The sequence below is a fragment of the Brachybacterium sp. Z12 genome (genome assembly GCF_014400405.1).
Classification (GTDB): domain Bacteria; phylum Actinomycetota; class Actinomycetes; order Actinomycetales; family Dermabacteraceae; genus Brachybacterium.
The window spans coordinates 52,858-67,696 of the sequence record NZ_CP060496.1 but is presented as its reverse complement, the minus strand read 5'-3'; the positions used below and the strand labels follow the sequence as shown (position 1 = coordinate 67,696).

The window sequence follows — 14,839 nt, the reverse complement described above, 5'->3', positions numbered from 1 at the left end:
TCGAGTGCGGTCACTGCTCATCGGCCAGTGCCTGGTTCATCTTCTCGGCGAGCTCGCCGAGCCCGGCCTCGACCTCGAGCTCGCCGTTGAGGATGCGCGGGAAGTAGTCGCTTTCGAGGCTGAGCCATGCGCCGGTGTTCTTCGAGACAGGGTAGGGGCGGGCGTCCGCCGCATTGTCGATGAACTTCTGGAGATCGAACTCGGGCAGCGCCTCGACATAGGCGGTGGCGGTGCCCTCGTACGCGGGGTTGGCGGCGCCCTCCTCGGCCTGGATGATGTTCGCCGCCTCACCGGAGACGAAGGCGAGGAAAGCCGCGGCTGCAGCCTTGTTCTTCCCTTCGGCGGCCATGGCATTTCCGATCCCATGGATCACGTTGGCGGTCTCGGAGCCCTGCGGGAGCGGGGCTGTGCGGATCGACTCCTTCACCGGGGAATCCTTGAACACCGCAGCGGACCAGTTGCCGGACCACAGCATCGCCGACTTCCCGCCGTTGAAGACGTCGGAGGGCTTGTTGTCGGTGAGATAGGCGATCGAGGGATGCGCCTCCTCCTCGACCAGCGAGCGCGCGAAGGTGAACGCCTCGATGGTGCCCGGGGAGTCGTAGCCGGAGGTGGTGCCGTCCTCGGAGATGATCTCGCCGCCGGCCTGGAAGCTCAGGGGGTAGAGGTACGCCTGGTTCTCGATGCTGTTGCAGCCGCCCCAGATCCCCTCGGAGCCGAGAGCAGCGGTGATCTCTCGAGCCGCCTGGGCGTAATCGTCCCAGGTCCAGTTCCCATCGGGTGCGGCTACTCCTGCCCGCTCGAAGAGCTCTTCGTTCCACCACAGGGCGATGGTGTCGAAGTCCTTCGGCGCCGCGTACTGACGTCCTCCATGGTGTAGAGGTCGTTCATGGCCTCGGGATACTTCGAGGTGTCGATCCCGGGGACCTCCGCGAGATCCTGGAGCTTGCCCTCTGCGGCGTAGAGCTGGAAGTTCGGGCCGTTCATCCAGAAGACGTCCGGGAGGTCACCTCCGGTCGCCTGGGTCTGGAGCTTCTCGAAGTACTGGGCGAAGGGGGTCACGCTGATGGCGACCTCGATGTTCGGGTACTCCTCGTTGAATGCGGCCACGATCTTCTCCATGGCCGGTTTCTGCGCCTGATCCCAGATGCTGTAGGCGATCTTCGCCGTCTCGTCAGCGGGGACCTCCTCGGGGATGCTTCCGCCCCCGCTCTCACCTCCGCCGCAGGCGGCGAGGGTGCTCGCGCCCAGGGCAACGGTGCCGCCGAGGAAGAGTCGTCGGGTGGTGAGGGTCATCGGTATCTCCTTGGGATGGGCCCAGCGATCGCTGGGTGTTGTGGTCTGGCAGAGAGCGGGGGTCAGCGGCGGATGGTGGGGACCAGCGGACTCGGCACTCCGAGGACTCTGATCAGCGCCTCTCGGAGGGCCAGAGCCAGAGCGCCGCTCATGGTGAGGTCCGCGCCGTGGCTCGCGGCGAGCACCGTCGGTGCGTCCTCGGTGACCGCGTATGCGTGGAAACGTTCTGCGAGGTCCTGCAGGGCGTGCGCTCCGGTGGTGGTCGCTCCGCCATGGACGATCACTGCCTCGGGATCGACGGTGTAGCAGAGGAGCGCGAGCACGGTGGCCAGCTGGTCATTCAGGGCCGGCAGCCATGACGCGTCGAGCGTGCCGTCATCGATGCCGTGCGCGACCTCGAAGTACTCGACAGTTCGGCCGTGCACGGTCAGCTCGGTCGAGACCGCGCCGCTGCGGGAGAGGATGTCGCCCTCGCCGACCACGCGGTGGTGGCCATGCCACAGGGTCCGATCCAGGACGATCGCCGGCCGGTGGAAATCGTGGTTGGTGAGATACACGAAGGAGGAGAGCTCCTGCGCGACGCCGATGCGCAGCTCCCCCATCGCCCGGAGGTTCATGTCGTTCTCCACCTGGACCGAGCTCAGGCGGATGATCTTCTCGGCGCGGCGCCCGAGGGAGTACCCGGTCAGCCCGGGGACACCGTTGGACAGCAGCACCCGGCCGTCCTTCGCCACGATGCCGGGAACTCCGATCACCGTCTCCAGCACGTCGGCGTGGTCGATGTCGTGCTCCGCGAGAAGTGCGGCCACGTGCTCGAGGACGAGCCCGGGCACGGCACGTTCCTCCTCGTGCCGATCCGGTGGAACGGGCGTTCCGACGTCGGCGGCCAGCAGCGTGTCATGACTGGTCACGACATCGAGGAGGGTTCTCCCCGTCAGGCTGGAGACGGTCACGTGGGATTCAGTCCGTCGAATATCCACGCCCAGGACCATCTGCGGCCCGCTGGTCGGGCCCCAGGTGCGCGCAGGCCGACCGGACCCTGTATGCCGCAGCTCGCTCTCGCGCAGCAGCCCCAGCTCCTCGAGCTCCCCGAGCGCACGCTGGACCGTCGGACGGCTCACCTCTGCGACCTCCGAGAGCTCACCGATGGTGGCGCCTCCCCGGTCGCTGACCTCCTTGAGGATGCGGGCGAGCGCGGTGGCGTACAGCCGCTGCGCCTCAGGCCGCAAGGCCGGATCGACCGTCACCGCTGGAGCGGTCCGGACCTGAAGGCGGTCATGCTCATCGACCGGGCTGAACGCCATGGCAGACCACACCTTCCACATCGAAGAACAGGCTGGGCGGGGAGTCGCCAGCGGCCTCGCTGGCGCTCCACACAGGTTATGAAACCTGTTTGCAGAAGTTATGCGGTGGATCACTCGCTTGTCAAGCGCGGGGCCTCTGGTCTCAGGCCAGGGCCGCCGCGAGGTCCTCCACCAGTCGTCGCCTCTCGTCGGCGGTGAGGTCGTGGACCGTCACCCGCAGGTGGCCTGCGGCATCGTCACCCGCAGCCCCGGGATCGAAGCGGAACTCGTCGTCGGTGCGCACCCGCCAGCCGCGACGGGCGAGCCGGGCGGCGACCTCCCGGGCGGGGCGCGGCACCGGCACCCACAGGCTCATCCCGTCCCCCGCGACCACCGGGAGCCCGTGCGCGGTGAGCAGCCGGGCGGCCTCGGCGTTGCGGGCAGCGTACTGCGCACCGGCGCGGGCAATGAGCTCGCGGGCGGAGTCGTCGGCGAGCACCCCGTGGGCGAGGCGCTGCAGGAGGTGGCTGACCCAGGTGGTGCCGGGGCTGAGGCGCAGCGCGAGCCTGTCCGCGGTGTCCGGGTCGGTGGCGGTGACGGCGAGGCACAGGTCCGGGCCGAGGAACTTCGAGACCGAGCGGACGAGCGCCCAGCGTCGATGGTCCGCTCCCACCACTGAACGGAAGGGTGCGCGGGAGAGGAAGGAGAAGTAGTCGTCCTCGATGACCAACACGTATGGGTGTTCGGCGAGCACGTCTCGCAGCTCTGCGGCGCGTCTCGCGCTGAGAGAGGCGCCGGTGGGGTTCTGGGCGCGCGGGGTGAGGACCACGGCGCGGGCGCCGTCCTCGAGCGCGGTGCGAAGGCCGCCGGTGGTCATGCCCTCCGCGTCCACCGGTACGGGGATCGCACGATAGCCGCCGTGGCGGACGGTCTGGATGCTCGCGAGGAAGCACGGGTCCTCGAGCGCGACGGCGTCCCCTCGCACCAGGGCCTGGGCGAGCAGCCGCTCGATCGCATCGACTGCGCCGCTGGTGAGGGTCAAGCGCACCTCGTCCCCGGCGGGGACGTCCGGGGCCATCCAGTCCCGCGCCCAGGCCTCGAAGTCCGGATCGATGACGGGTTCCCCGTAGAGCACGGGGCGGCCGACGGCGCCAGCGAGCGCGGGGGCGAGATCGGGGATGAGGGCGGGGTCGGGGTTCCCGGAGCCGAGGTCACGCAGAAAGGCTGCGGGCATCCCGGTGTCCGCGCTGGCGTGGATGTCGGCGAAGCCTTCCTGGGGCAGGGACGTGCGCGCGGCGACGCGGGTGCCGGCGCGGCCCTGGGCGATGACCACGCCGGAGCGGGCCAGCATGCGATAGGCGGCGACGGCGGTGTTGCGGTGGATGCCGAGCCGTGCGGCGAGGACGCGCACCGGCGGCAGCGGGTCGCCGGGGGCGAGGTCTCCGCGGTCGACGAGGGCCCGCACGCTCGCGGTGATCTCCGCCGCGGTCCCGCCGCTGATCGCCTGCTCGTCGCCTGGTTCCACGCCGTCGAGTCTAGGTGCCCCTCCTCGCGACGACAGCACGTCGCCCCGCGGCCGTCCGACCCGCGTTCACAGCGCCTCCGGACATCCCGCGGCGTATGGCACATGCCATGCTATTTTTGGCACAGATCAATGTGGTGCAGGGAGGGCCGACGCGTCGGATGCCGTCGGCCCGCGCCGCGAGAGCGACGGGAAGAGACCCCATGAGCACCAGCACTTCCACCACCCCCACCACGGCCAGCGCCCCCGAGTCCGGGCTCACCGAGTCGCTGAAGGGCGGCGTCATCATGGACGTCGTCACCGCCGAGCAGGCGAAGATCGCCGAGGACGCCGGCGCGGTCGCCGTGATGGCCCTCGAGCGGGTCCCCGCGGACATTCGCGCCCAGGGCGGGGTCTCCCGCATGAGCGATCCCGACATGATCGAGGGCATCATCGCGGCGGTCTCGATCCCGGTGATGGCCAAGGCCCGCATCGGCCATTTCGTCGAGGCGCAGGTGCTGCAGCAGCTGGGGGTGGATTACATCGATGAGTCCGAGGTGCTCTCCCCGCGGACTACGTCCACCACATCGCCAAGCACCGCTTCACCACACCGTTCGTGTGCGGCGCGACCCACCTCGGCGAGGCGCTGCGCCGTCTCACCGAGGGCGCGGTGATGATCCGCTCGAAGGGCGAGGCCGGCACCGGAGATGTCTCTGAGGCCACGAAGCACATCCGCACCATCACCTCCCAGATCCGGGAGCTCGCGGCGAAGAGCGAGGATGAGCTGTTCGTCGCTGCGAAGGAGCTGCAGGCCCCCTACGCCCTGGTCAAGCAGATCGCCGAGGCGGGCGCGCTGCCGGTGCCGCTGTTCACCGCCGGCGGCGTGGCCACTCCGGCCGATGCCGCGATGATGATGCAGCTGGGGGCCGACGGGGTGTTCGTGGGCTCCGGGATCTTCAAGTCCGGCGACCCGGCCAAGCGCGCCGCCGCGATCGTCCGCGCCACCGCGTCCTACGACGATCCGGCCGTGATCGCCGAGAGCTCCCGCGGGCTCGGCGAGGCGATGGTGGGGATCAACGTGGCGGATCTGCCGGCCCCGCACCGGCTGGCCGAGCGGGGCTGGTGACCGGGCCCGAGCTCAGCCCGCCAGCAGCGGCGCGATCTCCAGCCCCCACGCCTCGACGGCCGGCAGGTCCCTGAAGTCACCGGTGGGGGTGCGCATGGACTTCAGCAGCAGCCGCTCATGCAGCGGGATCTTGTCCATCAGCACCCAGCCGGGGAATTTCTTCACCGCCACCGGGGAAAAGCCGATGGTCTCCAGGAAGGTGTCGGTGGCCTTCTGCTTGCCGCCCTTGGCGGGGTCCGCCGCGGAGCCGGAGCAGGAGAAGAAGGCCATCGGCCGCTCGAGCAGGGCTGCGCGGTGTCCGGTGACCCACTGCACGGCGGATTTCTCGATCGCCTCGATGCGCACACCGGATCCCAGCACCACCGCGTCGTAGGCAGAGGGATCGGGGTCGGTGGCGACGTCGACGAGCTCGGCGGAGAGGCCTTCGGCTCCGAGCGTCGCGGCCAAGGTCTCGGCCAAGGTCTGGGTGGCGCCGGAATGGGTCGCGTAGGCGACGAGAACGGTCATGGGCTCATGATGGCACTGCAGAACCCGCCCGACCAGGGACCGAGGGCTCTGCGAACTGCGTGCGATGCAGCTCCTCGTAGCGACCTCCGGCCGCCAGCAGCTCCCCGTGGCTGCCGGTCTCAATGATCCGCCCGTCCTCGACGACCAGGATCTGGTCCGCCGCGCGGATCGTGGACAGCCGGTGGGCGATGATCACCGCGGTCCGTCCGGCGAGCGCTTCGGTCAGCGCCTCCTGGACCGCCGCTTCCGAGCTCGAGTCCAGATTGGAGGTGGCCTCGTCCAGGATCACCACCTGAGGCTGGTCGAGCAGGACGCGCGCGATCGTCATCCGCTGCCGCTCGCCGCCGGAGAAGCGGTATCCGCGTTCGCCGACGACGGTGTCCAGCCCGTCCGGCAGCGCCGACACCACAGGCACCAGGCGGGCCCGTTCCAGGACCTCCCACAGCTCGTCATCGGTGGTGTCCGGGCGGGAGATCGACAGGTTGGCGCGGACGGTGTCGTGGAACAGGTGGCCGTCCTGGGTGACCATGCCGACGGTGCGCTGCACCGAGGCGGTCGTTGCCTCGCGCACGTCGAGGTCCCCGATGCGTACGGCCCCGGCATCGACGTCGAACAGGCGCGGGATCAGGGAGGCGATGGTGGACTTGCCCGCCCCGGAGGAGCCGACCAGGGCCACCGTCCGCCCGGGCTCGACCCGGAAGGAGATGCCGTGCAGCACCTCGCGGCCCGCCCGCGGATCCAGGATGGCGACCTCCTCGAGGGAGGCCAGGGAGACCTGCTGCGCCGAGGGGTAGGCGAAGCGGACGTCATCGAGCTCCACGGATACCGGGCCCTGCGGCAGCTCCCGCGCGTCAGGGGCCTGCCGGATCAGCGGCGGGAGGTCCAGCACCTCGAAGACCCTCTCGAAGCTGACCATCGCGCTCATCACCTCCACGCGGGCGTTGGCCAGTGCGGTCAGCGGTGCGTAGAGCCGGGTCAGCAGGAGGGCGAGCGCGACCACGGCGCCTGCCTCCATGCGTCCGGTCAGCGCGAAGTACCCGCCGACCCCGTAGACCAGGGCGAGGGCCAGTGCCGAGACCAGCATCAGGGCGATGTAGAAGACCTCCTGGACCATGGCGCTGCGCACGCCGATGTCCCGCACCCGCGCGGCGCGCGTGGCGAACTCGGCCGACTCCCGGGCGGGGCTGCCGAACAGTTTGATCAGAGTCGCGCCGGGGGCGGAGAAGCGCTCGGTCATGCGGTTGCTCATGGTGGCGTTGTGGTTGGCGGCCTCGCGCTGCAGCCGGGCCAGGCGCGCCCCCATCCGGCGGGCGGGCAGCACGAAGATCGGCAGCAGCAGCACGGTCACCAGGGTGATCTCCCACGACAGGCTGACCATGGCGATGAACGCGAGCAGCAGCGTGACCACGTTGCTGACGATTCCGGCGAGGGTGTCGCTGAAAGCGCGCTGGGCGCCCAGGACGTCGTTGTTCAGGCGGCTGACCAGCGCGCCGGTGCGGGTGCGGCTGAAGAAGGCCACCGGCATCGCTTGGACGTGGTCGTAGACCGCGGTGCGCAGGTCCAGGATCAGGCCCTCGCCGATGGTGGCCGACAGCCACCGCTGGACGATGCCGAAGGCGGCCTCGGCCAGAGCCACCGCGGCGATGATCAGCGCGAGCGCGAGGATGGTGGACAGCCCGGCCGCGCCGGTGATGGCGTCGATCACCCGGCCCGCCAGCAGCGGGGTCGCGACGGTGAGCGCCGCCGTGATCACACTGACCACCAGGAACCCTGTCAAGCGCCGACGGTGCGGGCCGGCGAAGCGAGCGATGCGTCCCAGGGTGGCCCGGGAGAACGGCTGGCGGTCCTGCTGGGCGTGCATCGTCGAGTACAGCGATTGCCACGCTGCGGTCTCCATGCTCATCGGGGGCGCTCCTTCTCGGTCGAAGGGCCCCAGCCTCGAACTTCACGCACGCTTGAAGTCAAGAGCTGTGATCTCACGAGCGGAGTGCAACCGGCCACCGCCGCTGCTCGGCCCCTGCGCGCCTCAGCTCTCGGGCCGCCGGACCTCGATGATCAGCAGAACCGCCAGGGCGACGCCGGTGAGCACCAGAGACCACGTCACTCGCTGACCGGCGTCACGCTGCTGCCCCTGGACGGGCTTCCAGGAGGCGGCGCGGATATCCATCAGCGCATGGTCTATCGAGCACATCTCGAAGTGCTCGTTCCCGGTGGTGCCCGCTCGCGTTTCGAGAATCCGCTCCGCGGCGAAGCCCGGCCGAGGGGCCGTCTATTATGCGTGCATGATCGATGTCTTGAGGGGGATGGGATGACGGAGGCGGTGCGGTCGGGGCAGATCCGTGCACAGGACCTGGCACGAGTCGTGGGCTCCGGCCTCGCCGCGGTGTTCCTCGCCGGGACGAGCCTGGTGTACATGGACGTGCCGGACCTGGACTCCCCGTGGGGCTGGCTCCTCGGGGTCCTCTTCTTCGCGGCGCTGCTCGCTGCCGTCTCGTACCGGCACATCGCCTCGATGGCCACCGCCGGGGCGGTCCTGGCCGGGCTCGGTTTCAGCCAGATCCTCATGATGCAGATCGCCCTGCGTCATTTCGAGGTCAGTCCGCGGCGGCACAACTTCCTCGCCATGATGCCGCCGACGACCCTCGCGCTGCTGGGATGCGTCCTGCTGGGCGCCGCGCTCGGGTGGGCGGTGCAGCGCTCGAATGCCGCGGGCAAGTGGTCCCATTACGGCGTGGGGCGGATCCTGGGAGCATTGGCCCTCGGAGCCGGGCTGGGCTATGCGTTCGGGCGGGCCCTGGAGGTCGAGATCCACCTCGGAGGAGTGCTGCAGTTCCCGCCGCTGCTGCTGTGTGTGATCGTCGCGCTGGGCATCGGGCTGCTGCCCGCGCTCTCCCCGGCGGGGCTGCTTCCCGCGCTGGTGCTGTTCATCGTGCTGTGGGCGACCGGAGCGCCGGCCGATCTCTGGTGGGGCGCGGCCGTGCCGGTGACCCTCCTCGTCCTGCTGTCCGTGCTCACACACTTCGTCGGGTCCGTCGCGACGACGCGCATCACGCGTCCTGCGCACGATCGGTACCTGGCCACGCCGGGCTGAGCCCGTCGGTGCCCAGGGTGAGCCAGGTGTCGATGCCCAGGCGGTCCAGGAAGGCATCGTCGTGGCTGACCACCAGCAGCCCGCCGCGGTAGGAGTTCAGGGCGCTGACCAGTTCGTCGATGCTGTGCAGATCCAGGTCGTTGGTGGGCTCGTCGAGCACCAGCAGCTGGCGGGAGGGCCGGGCGAGCAACAGCGTGGCCAGCGCGACGCGGAATCGTTCGCCACCTGAGAGGTCGCTGATCCGGCGGTGGACGGTGTTCTCACGGAACAGGAATCTCGCCAGGTCGGCACGGATCTGCTGATCGGATGTGCTCGGGGCGGCGGCGCGCACGGCCTCGAGCACGGACATCTCGTCCTCACCGCTCGCGAGATGGTCGAGTCGTTGGGGCAGATAGCCGATCAGGTCCGTCCGTGGCACGGCGTACACCTCACGACCCTCTGCGGCAAGTGGGTGCACGAGTGTCTCCACCAGGCGGGTCTTCCCGATCCCGTTGGGACCGGTCAGAGCCGTGCGCTGCGGGCCCTGGAGCACCGAGACGACGCCCTGCGGGCCCCCGCAGCTCGGCCAGGCGCCGAGAGGAGGGGACATCGGGGTCGGGCAGCTCGACCGTGATCCGGGCCTCACGGCGCACGCGCTGTGCCTGCTGGTCGACGGCCCGCTGGGCGGAGTCGACCTTCTCATCGAGCTCGGTACGCAACCTGCCCTCCGACTCCTGGGCATCACGTGCGAGCTGGTTCATGATGACCTTCGGCCGACGCTTGTTCTCGGAGTCGGAGCGGGCGTAGCGCCGTCGCCGAGCGAGCTTGGTCTGGGCTTCTGCCTTCTGACGCTTCTCAATGCGCAGCAGCTGCTCCGCACTGCGCAGGGCCTGCTGAGCCGCGGCCTGCTGCTGCGCCACGTGCTCCTGGAAGGCGCTGTAAGGACCGCCATAGATGGTCAGGGAACCTGCGCGCAGCTCGGCGATCTCGTCCATGAGGTCCAGCAGCTCGACGTCATGGCTGACCACCAGCAGGGTGCCGCGCCAGGTGGTGATGGTCTCGTAGAGCCGGTGGCGAGCCCGTCGGTCGAGGTTGTTGGTCGGTTCGTCCAGCAGGACGATCTCGTCTCCGGCCAGCCTCAGCCCGGTCAGCGCCCCCAGCACGGTCTCTCCACCGGACAGGGTGCCCACCGACCGTTCGAGGCCGATGCCCACCAGACCCATCGCGTCCAGGGCGGCGAGCGCACGCGCTTCGACGCCCCAGTCGTCGGCAAGGGCATCGAAGTGCTCGGCGGAGGCGTCGCCGGCCTCGATCGCGCGAAGGGCCCGCAGTCGGTGGTCGATGCCCAGCAGCTCGGCGACAGTCGCGCCGGTGCGCAGAGTGAGCTGCTGGGGCAGGTAGCCGACCTGGCCCCGCACAGCAATGGTTCCCGCCGTGGGTCTCAGCTCGCCGGTGACCAACCGCAGCAGGGTCGTCTTCCCGGTGCCGTTGGCACCGATCAGACCGGTGCGGCCCGCGCCGAAGGTGGCGGTGAGCCCATCCAGGGCACGACTGCCGTCGGCCCAGGTGAAGGTGGTGTCGGTAAGGGTGATCGCAGAATTCTGAGTGGTGGGCACGTGGACTCCAGGGCTCGTCAGCAAAAGCGCTGAGGCCGGAGGTCCGGGCAGGGGAACGACGACGTCAGCGCGCGGGCGGGAACACCAGGCGGTAGAGCATCGTGAACAGTCCTCACTCAGGGGGAATCGGTGCCGGCGACGCTAACAGAGACAGGAACGGCTGAGCACCTGATTTTTCGAGGGGTCAGCGGATCAGCCGGCGCTCGCGAGCCACGCGGATCGCGGCGGTGCGGCTGTCGACGCCGAGCTTGCCGTAGAGGTGGACCAGGTGGGTCTTCACGGTCGATTCGGAGATGAACAGGGCCTTGGCGACCTCACGGTTGGTGGCGCCGGTGGCGAGCGCTGCGAGGATCTCGGTCTCTCGCGGGGACAGGGCGGTGGCGGGATGGGTCATTCGGCGGACCAGGCGCTGCTGCACCTCGGGCGAGAGGACGCTGCGACCGGCGGCGGCCTCACGCGCCGCATCGATCAGAGCCTGGGTGGGGGAATCCTTGAGCACATAGCCGGTGGCTCCGGCCTCCAGGGCGCCGACGATGTCGGCCTCCGCATCGAAGGTGGTCACCGCGAGGACCTGGACGCTCGGGTGGCGCTGCCGCAGGGTGCGGGTGGTCTCGATGCCGCCGATCCCGTCGCCGAGGTTCAGGTCCATCAGCACCAGGTCAGGGGCACCGTCGGGCGATACGGCCAGCTCGTCGAGCACCCGCAGCCCCTCGGTGCCGGAGCCGACCTCGGCGACCACCTCGATCCCCTCGTCGGCCTCCAGCAGGGCGCGCAGCCCGGCCCTGACCACGGGATGGTCGTCGACCATCATGATCCGGATGCTCACGGCGGCACCGTCCTTACTCATGCGCCGACCTCCTGCCGGTCGGTCGGCAGGGTGATGCCGACGGTGGTGCCTTCCCCCCGGCCGAGTCGATCGCCACGGTGCCGCCGGCGCGGTCCATCCGGGCGCGCAGCAGGCGCAGCCCGTCACCGCCGTCCCGGCCGCGCAGCGGGGCGGAGGGGTCGAAGCCGCGGCCGTCGTCGACCACGTCGAGGCTCACGCGGTCCGGCCACCAGGCCAGGGTGAGCACGCAGCGCTGAGCTCGGGCGTGCCGCTGCACGTTGGCGACCAGGGACTGAGCGGCGCGCTGCAGGGTCTCGACCTGTTCGGGCCGCAGCTCGCGCGGGGTCCCGTCGATGCGCAGCTCCCAGCGAGGCTGCTCCCCCAGGTCATCGAGCGCCTCGACGCGGGTGATCACGGTGCGCAGGGCCTGTTCGAGGGTGGTCTGCGGGGCTCTGTCCGCGAGGTCCCGCACCAGGCGGCGGGCGTCGGCGAGGTTCTCGCGGGCGGCGTCCTCGATGCGACCGAACTCCGCGACGGCCGAGGGGTGGGTGCGGCGCGCGCCGCGGCTGAGCATCACGATCGAGTTCAGGCCCTGGGCGAGGGTGTCGTGGATGTCCTGGGCCAGGCGCTGACGCTCCTCGGCGATGCCCTTCCGACGCTCGGAATCGGCCAGCTCGCTCTGCGCGGCCTGGAGCTGGGCGACCAGCTGCCGGTTGCGGTCGGTCTCGAGCAGGAGCCGGCTGTACACGGCGTGGGCGATCAGGGAGAAGGCCGCGCCGACCAGCGGGCCGAGGATCTCCCCATCCCCAGCGAAGAGCGCTCGTGGGCGAGCAGCGGGGAGACCACCGCCCAGAGTGCGACAGCGGTCAGTGCCAGTGGGCCGACGACCCGGCCGAGCACGAACAGGACCAGGAAGAACAGGGGGAAGGCGACCCACACGAAAGCGGCGGAGACGAAGGTGCTCGCCATCCATGCCGCGGACAGGACCAGCACCCAGGCCGGCGAGGGCAGCAGCAGATCGGTGTGGGCGGATCTGCCGGCCGCGCCGCGGGTCAGGGCGCGGCGGGAGCCGACCAGGTAGATCGCGGCGATGGCGGCGGCGACGAGGCTCGCCAGCAGCACCTGGACACCCTCGGCGGTGATGGCGCGCAGAGCGCCGACGGTGGGCAGCACCAGGAACGCCACGTGCATGGCGCCGCGCAGGGTGGCGGCGAGGGTCGAGGAGGTATCGGCGCCCGCCGCAGCTGACGCGGGGGCCGGGGAGGGGGCACGGTCGAGGTCCACTCCGTCACTGTAGAGCGGGCCGGGAGGCCGGGGCATCGTCCGAAAGGTCCGGTGCGGGGCGATGAGCACCCAGAAGCGGTGGGGCTGTTCGCTCGTCCCCTGGTCGATACGGGCGCGGGGGCGAGACAGCGCAGCGGCCGGCCCCTCCACGAGAGGGACCGGCCACAGCACGGAGCGGGCCCGGCATCGCACCGGGTCAGCTCAGGAGATCAGGCGCTGGGGATGACCAGGCCGGACGCGTTCTTCCGCGCGTTCTCGAAACGTGCCTGGACATCAGCCCAGTTCACGATGTTCCAGATCGCCTTGACGTAATCGGCCTTCACGTTCTGGTAATCGAGGTAGAAGGCGTGCTCCCACATGTCCAGCTGGAACAGCGGGATCGTCGCCACGGGCACACCGTTCTGCTGATCGTAGAACTGCTCGATCACGAGCTTCCCACCGAGGGGCTCGTAGGCGAGCACAGCCCAGCCCGAGCCCTGGATGCCCAGCGCCGCAGCGGTGAAGTGCGCACGGAACGCATCGAAGGAGCCGAAGAACTCCTCGATCGCCTGCGCCAGCTCACCGGTGGGCTTGTCGCCACCCTCGGGCGAGAGGTTCTTCCAGAAGATCGAGTGGTTCGTGTGACCACCGAGGTTGAACGCCAGATCCTTCGAGAACTGGTTCACCGTCCCGAAATCATTCGCCTCACGCGCCGCAGCGAGCTTCTCCAGCGCCGTGTTCGCGCCCTTGACGTAGGTCGCGTGGTGCTTGGAGTGGTGCAGCTCCATGATCTTCCCCGAGATCGAGGGATCCAGCGCGCCGTAGTCGTAATCGAGATCAGGAAGCGTGTAGTCAGCCATGAACAGTCCTTTCGTCGAGGTATTGCCCCGACCCTAAGACCTCAAGCGCACTTGAGGTCAAGCGGGGTCATCCCCATCGAGCCCCTCGTCCGAATCCTCGACGACGTCCTCGAGCCGGCGCGCCCCGGGCCGATCTCAGCGAGGGCGTCATCCGGGTTCAGCAGCGCGCAGGCCTTGAGGGAGAGGCAGCCGCAGCCGATGCATCCGGTGAGCTCGTGCTCGAGCCGCTCGATGGCCCGACGCCGCTCCTCGAGCCGCTTCTTCCAGCGGCGCGAGGCTCGCTGCCAGTCGACATGGGAGGGTGTGCTCTCCATCGGGACGTCGCCGAAAGCTTCTCCGACGTCGGCGAGCGGCATGCCCAGGCGTTTGGCGACGGTGATCAGGGAGACGCGGCGCAGCATGTGGCGCGGGTAGCGGCGCTGGTTGCCGGCGGTGCGCACCGAGCCCACCAGGCCGAGCTCCTCGTAGTAGCGCAGAGCTGACGCCGCGACGCCGGTGCGGCGGCTCATCTCGCCGATCGTGAGCAGCTCATCGGGCTCGTGGGCGGGGTTCACGCCCTCACCTCCCCTCCCGCTTGACCTCAAGTGCACTTGAGATCCTACGCTCTAGCCAGCTTCGACCGGAAGGACCCTGCTCGTGACCTATGTGATCGCGCTGCCGTGCGTGGACGTCAAGGACCGCTCCTGTGTGGACGAGTGCCCTGTGGACTGCATCTACGAGGGCAACCGGATGCTCTACATCCAGCCCGACGAGTGCGTGGACTGCGGAGCCTGCGAACCCGTCTGCCCCGTCGAGGCCATCTTCTACGAGGACGACACCCCGGACCTCTGGGCTGAGTACTACAAGGCCAACGTCGAGTTCTTCGACGACGTCGGCTCCCCGGCGGCGCCGCCGGCACAGGCGTGATCGACAAGGACCACCCGATCATCGAGGCCCTTCCGCCGCAGCCCAATCCCCTGGAGTGAGCTCCGCGGCGGGCCTCACACCCGTGTCACCCCTGGCGACACGCCCGTGACCTGCATGGATCCCGGGCCTCCCGGTCGTACAGTGCAGGCATGACCGCCGTTGACACCCGTGTGAAGCCCGCCGTCGCGGAGGCCCTGAGCATCGGCGACCTCTCCGCCCGCACCTCGGTCAGCGCCCGTTCCCTGCGCTACTACGAGGAACAGGGCCTACTCACTCCGGGCCGCACTGCAGCCGGTCATCGCCGCTTCGACGTGGAGACCGTGTACCGCGTTCTGCTGATCCAGCGGCTCTTTGCCGCCGGCCTCACCAGTGCGGATATCCGGCCGATCCTGCCCGCGCTGCTCGGAGCTCAGGAGCACGACCCCAGCCCCCTGGTCGCCCTGCGTACTCACCGTGAGCGGCTCGCCCACGAGATCGCACGTCTGCGCGACACCGCGGAGATCCTCGACGAGGTCATCGAGGAGCACGAGCGGGCCTGAAGCCCGCAGCTGCGTCGGACTCTCCGGTGCCCCGGATGTCGAGAAT

General features: G+C 69.7%; 16 protein-coding genes and 2 pseudogenes. 4 read left to right on the top strand and 14 right to left on the bottom strand.

Annotated features, from left to right (window positions below; translation table 11 throughout):
• Positions 1-10 precede the first annotated feature (10 nt).
• The 4 genes from H3H54_RS00360 to H3H54_RS00345 all read right to left on the bottom strand — a co-directional run bounded on the left by H3H54_RS00360 (position 11) and on the right by H3H54_RS00345 (position 4,104).
• A complete protein-coding gene (locus H3H54_RS00360) occupies positions 11-826 on the bottom strand; it encodes an extracellular solute-binding protein (RefSeq protein WP_262426354.1) in 816 nt (271 codons plus the stop codon).
• A complete protein-coding gene (locus H3H54_RS00355) occupies positions 787-1,296 on the bottom strand; it encodes an ABC transporter substrate-binding protein (RefSeq protein WP_262425054.1) in 510 nt (169 codons plus the stop codon). Before H3H54_RS00355 ends, H3H54_RS00360 begins: the two co-directional genes overlap by 40 nt.
• 62 nt (positions 1,297-1,358) lie before the next feature.
• The gene (locus tag H3H54_RS00350; protein WP_262425053.1) at positions 1,359-2,600 is read right to left on the bottom strand and encodes an ROK family protein; all 1,242 of its coding nucleotides are present in this window, start codon (positions 2,598-2,600) and stop codon (positions 1,359-1,361) included.
• Positions 2,601-2,742: 142 nt separating this feature from the next.
• Positions 2,743-4,104, bottom strand: coding sequence for an aminotransferase class I/II-fold pyridoxal phosphate-dependent enzyme (locus H3H54_RS00345; protein WP_262425052.1), 1,362 nt, complete (start codon positions 4,102-4,104; stop codon positions 2,743-2,745).
• A gap of 200 nt (positions 4,105-4,304) precedes the next feature.
• Here H3H54_RS00345 and pdxS point away from each other — a divergent pair.
• Positions 4,305-5,206, top strand: a pseudogene (gene pdxS / locus H3H54_RS00340) (pyridoxal 5'-phosphate synthase lyase subunit PdxS).
• A gap of 12 nt (positions 5,207-5,218) precedes the next feature.
• Here the strand turns inward: pdxS and H3H54_RS00335 are convergent.
• The 3 genes from H3H54_RS00335 to H3H54_RS00325 all read right to left on the bottom strand — a co-directional run bounded on the left by H3H54_RS00335 (position 5,219) and on the right by H3H54_RS00325 (position 7,880).
• A complete protein-coding gene (locus H3H54_RS00335; protein WP_262425051.1) occupies positions 5,219-5,713 on the bottom strand; it encodes a flavodoxin domain-containing protein in 495 nt (164 codons plus the stop codon).
• Between the two features lie 4 nt (positions 5,714-5,717).
• Positions 5,718-7,616, bottom strand: coding sequence for an ABC transporter ATP-binding protein (locus H3H54_RS00330; RefSeq protein WP_262425050.1), 1,899 nt, complete (start codon positions 7,614-7,616; stop codon positions 5,718-5,720).
• Positions 7,617-7,739: 123 nt separating this feature from the next.
• The gene (locus H3H54_RS00325) at positions 7,740-7,880 is read right to left on the bottom strand and encodes a hypothetical protein (RefSeq protein WP_262425049.1); all 141 of its coding nucleotides are present in this window, start codon (positions 7,878-7,880) and stop codon (positions 7,740-7,742) included.
• A 141-nt stretch (positions 7,881-8,021) separates the two neighbouring features.
• On the opposite strand from H3H54_RS00325, the gene H3H54_RS00320 reads away from it, so the two are divergent.
• Positions 8,022-8,804 carry a hypothetical protein gene (locus tag H3H54_RS00320; RefSeq protein ID WP_262425048.1) on the top strand — a complete coding sequence of 261 codons (783 nt, stop codon included), beginning with the start codon at positions 8,022-8,024 and terminating at the stop codon, positions 8,802-8,804.
• On the opposite strand, the gene H3H54_RS18510 is transcribed toward H3H54_RS00320, so the two are convergent.
• The 7 genes from H3H54_RS18510 to soxR form a co-directional block, all read right to left on the bottom strand.
• Positions 8,761-9,261 (bottom strand): AAA family ATPase, encoded by a 501-nt coding sequence (locus H3H54_RS18510; protein ID WP_316249185.1) that lies wholly within the window; start codon positions 9,259-9,261, stop codon positions 8,761-8,763. The two genes, H3H54_RS00320 and H3H54_RS18510, sit on opposite strands and share 44 nt — an antisense overlap.
• Positions 9,233-10,399, bottom strand: coding sequence for an ATP-binding cassette domain-containing protein (locus tag H3H54_RS00315; RefSeq protein ID WP_316249091.1), 1,167 nt, complete (start codon positions 10,397-10,399; stop codon positions 9,233-9,235). The genes H3H54_RS18510 and H3H54_RS00315 overlap by 29 nt, the downstream gene beginning before the upstream one ends.
• A 184-nt stretch (positions 10,400-10,583) precedes the next feature.
• Positions 10,584-11,246: a response regulator transcription factor gene (locus H3H54_RS00310; protein ID WP_262425047.1), complete on the bottom strand. Its 663-nt coding sequence runs from the start codon at positions 11,244-11,246 to the stop codon at positions 10,584-10,586.
• Positions 11,239-11,973: a sensor histidine kinase gene (locus H3H54_RS00305; protein ID WP_262425046.1), complete on the bottom strand. Its 735-nt coding sequence runs from the start codon at positions 11,971-11,973 to the stop codon at positions 11,239-11,241. Before H3H54_RS00305 ends, H3H54_RS00310 begins: the two co-directional genes overlap by 8 nt.
• Before the next feature lie 11 nt (positions 11,974-11,984).
• Positions 11,985-12,509, bottom strand: coding sequence for a hypothetical protein (locus tag H3H54_RS00300; RefSeq protein WP_262425045.1), 525 nt, complete (start codon positions 12,507-12,509; stop codon positions 11,985-11,987).
• A 209-nt stretch (positions 12,510-12,718) separates the two neighbouring features.
• Complete coding sequence (locus tag H3H54_RS00295) at positions 12,719-13,348, bottom strand: superoxide dismutase (RefSeq protein ID WP_262425044.1); 630 nt, start codon at positions 13,346-13,348, stop codon at positions 12,719-12,721.
• A 41-nt stretch (positions 13,349-13,389) separates the two neighbouring features.
• Positions 13,390-13,857 (bottom strand): redox-sensitive transcriptional activator SoxR, encoded by a 468-nt coding sequence (gene soxR, locus H3H54_RS00290; protein WP_262426353.1) that lies wholly within the window; start codon positions 13,855-13,857, stop codon positions 13,390-13,392.
• Between the two features lie 127 nt (positions 13,858-13,984).
• On the opposite strand from soxR, the pseudogene fdxA reads away from it, so the two are divergent.
• Positions 13,985-14,313: pseudogene (gene fdxA / locus H3H54_RS00285) on the top strand (ferredoxin).
• Between the two features lie 90 nt (positions 14,314-14,403).
• Positions 14,404-14,793, top strand: a complete 390-nt coding sequence (locus H3H54_RS00280; protein WP_262425043.1) for a MerR family transcriptional regulator — start codon at positions 14,404-14,406, stop codon at positions 14,791-14,793.
• The last annotated feature ends 46 nt before the right edge of the window (positions 14,794-14,839 follow it).

Coding starts and splice junctions, on each gene's coding strand:
- H3H54_RS00330 (WP_262425050.1), bottom strand. CDS start 7,616: ATGAGCATGGAGACCGCAGCGTGGCAATCGCTGTACTCGACGATGCAC.
- H3H54_RS00320 (WP_262425048.1), top strand. CDS start 8,022: ATGACGGAGGCGGTGCGGTCGGGGCAGATCCGTGCACAGGACCTGGCA.
- H3H54_RS00310 (WP_262425047.1), bottom strand. CDS start 11,246: ATGAGTAAGGACGGTGCCGCCGTGAGCATCCGGATCATGATGGTCGAC.
- H3H54_RS00335 (WP_262425051.1), bottom strand. CDS start 5,713: ATGACCGTTCTCGTCGCCTACGCGACCCATTCCGGCGCCACCCAGACC.
- H3H54_RS00280 (WP_262425043.1), top strand. CDS start 14,404: ATGACCGCCGTTGACACCCGTGTGAAGCCCGCCGTCGCGGAGGCCCTG.
- soxR (WP_262426353.1), bottom strand. CDS start 13,857: ATGAGCCGCCGCACCGGCGTCGCGGCGTCAGCTCTGCGCTACTACGAG.
- H3H54_RS00325 (WP_262425049.1), bottom strand. CDS start 7,880: ATGGATATCCGCGCCGCCTCCTGGAAGCCCGTCCAGGGGCAGCAGCGT.
- H3H54_RS00355 (WP_262425054.1), bottom strand. CDS start 1,296: ATGACCCTCACCACCCGACGACTCTTCCTCGGCGGCACCGTTGCCCTG.
- H3H54_RS00295 (WP_262425044.1), bottom strand. CDS start 13,348: ATGGCTGACTACACGCTTCCTGATCTCGATTACGACTACGGCGCGCTG.
- H3H54_RS00350 (WP_262425053.1), bottom strand. CDS start 2,600: ATGGCGTTCAGCCCGGTCGATGAGCATGACCGCCTTCAGGTCCGGACC.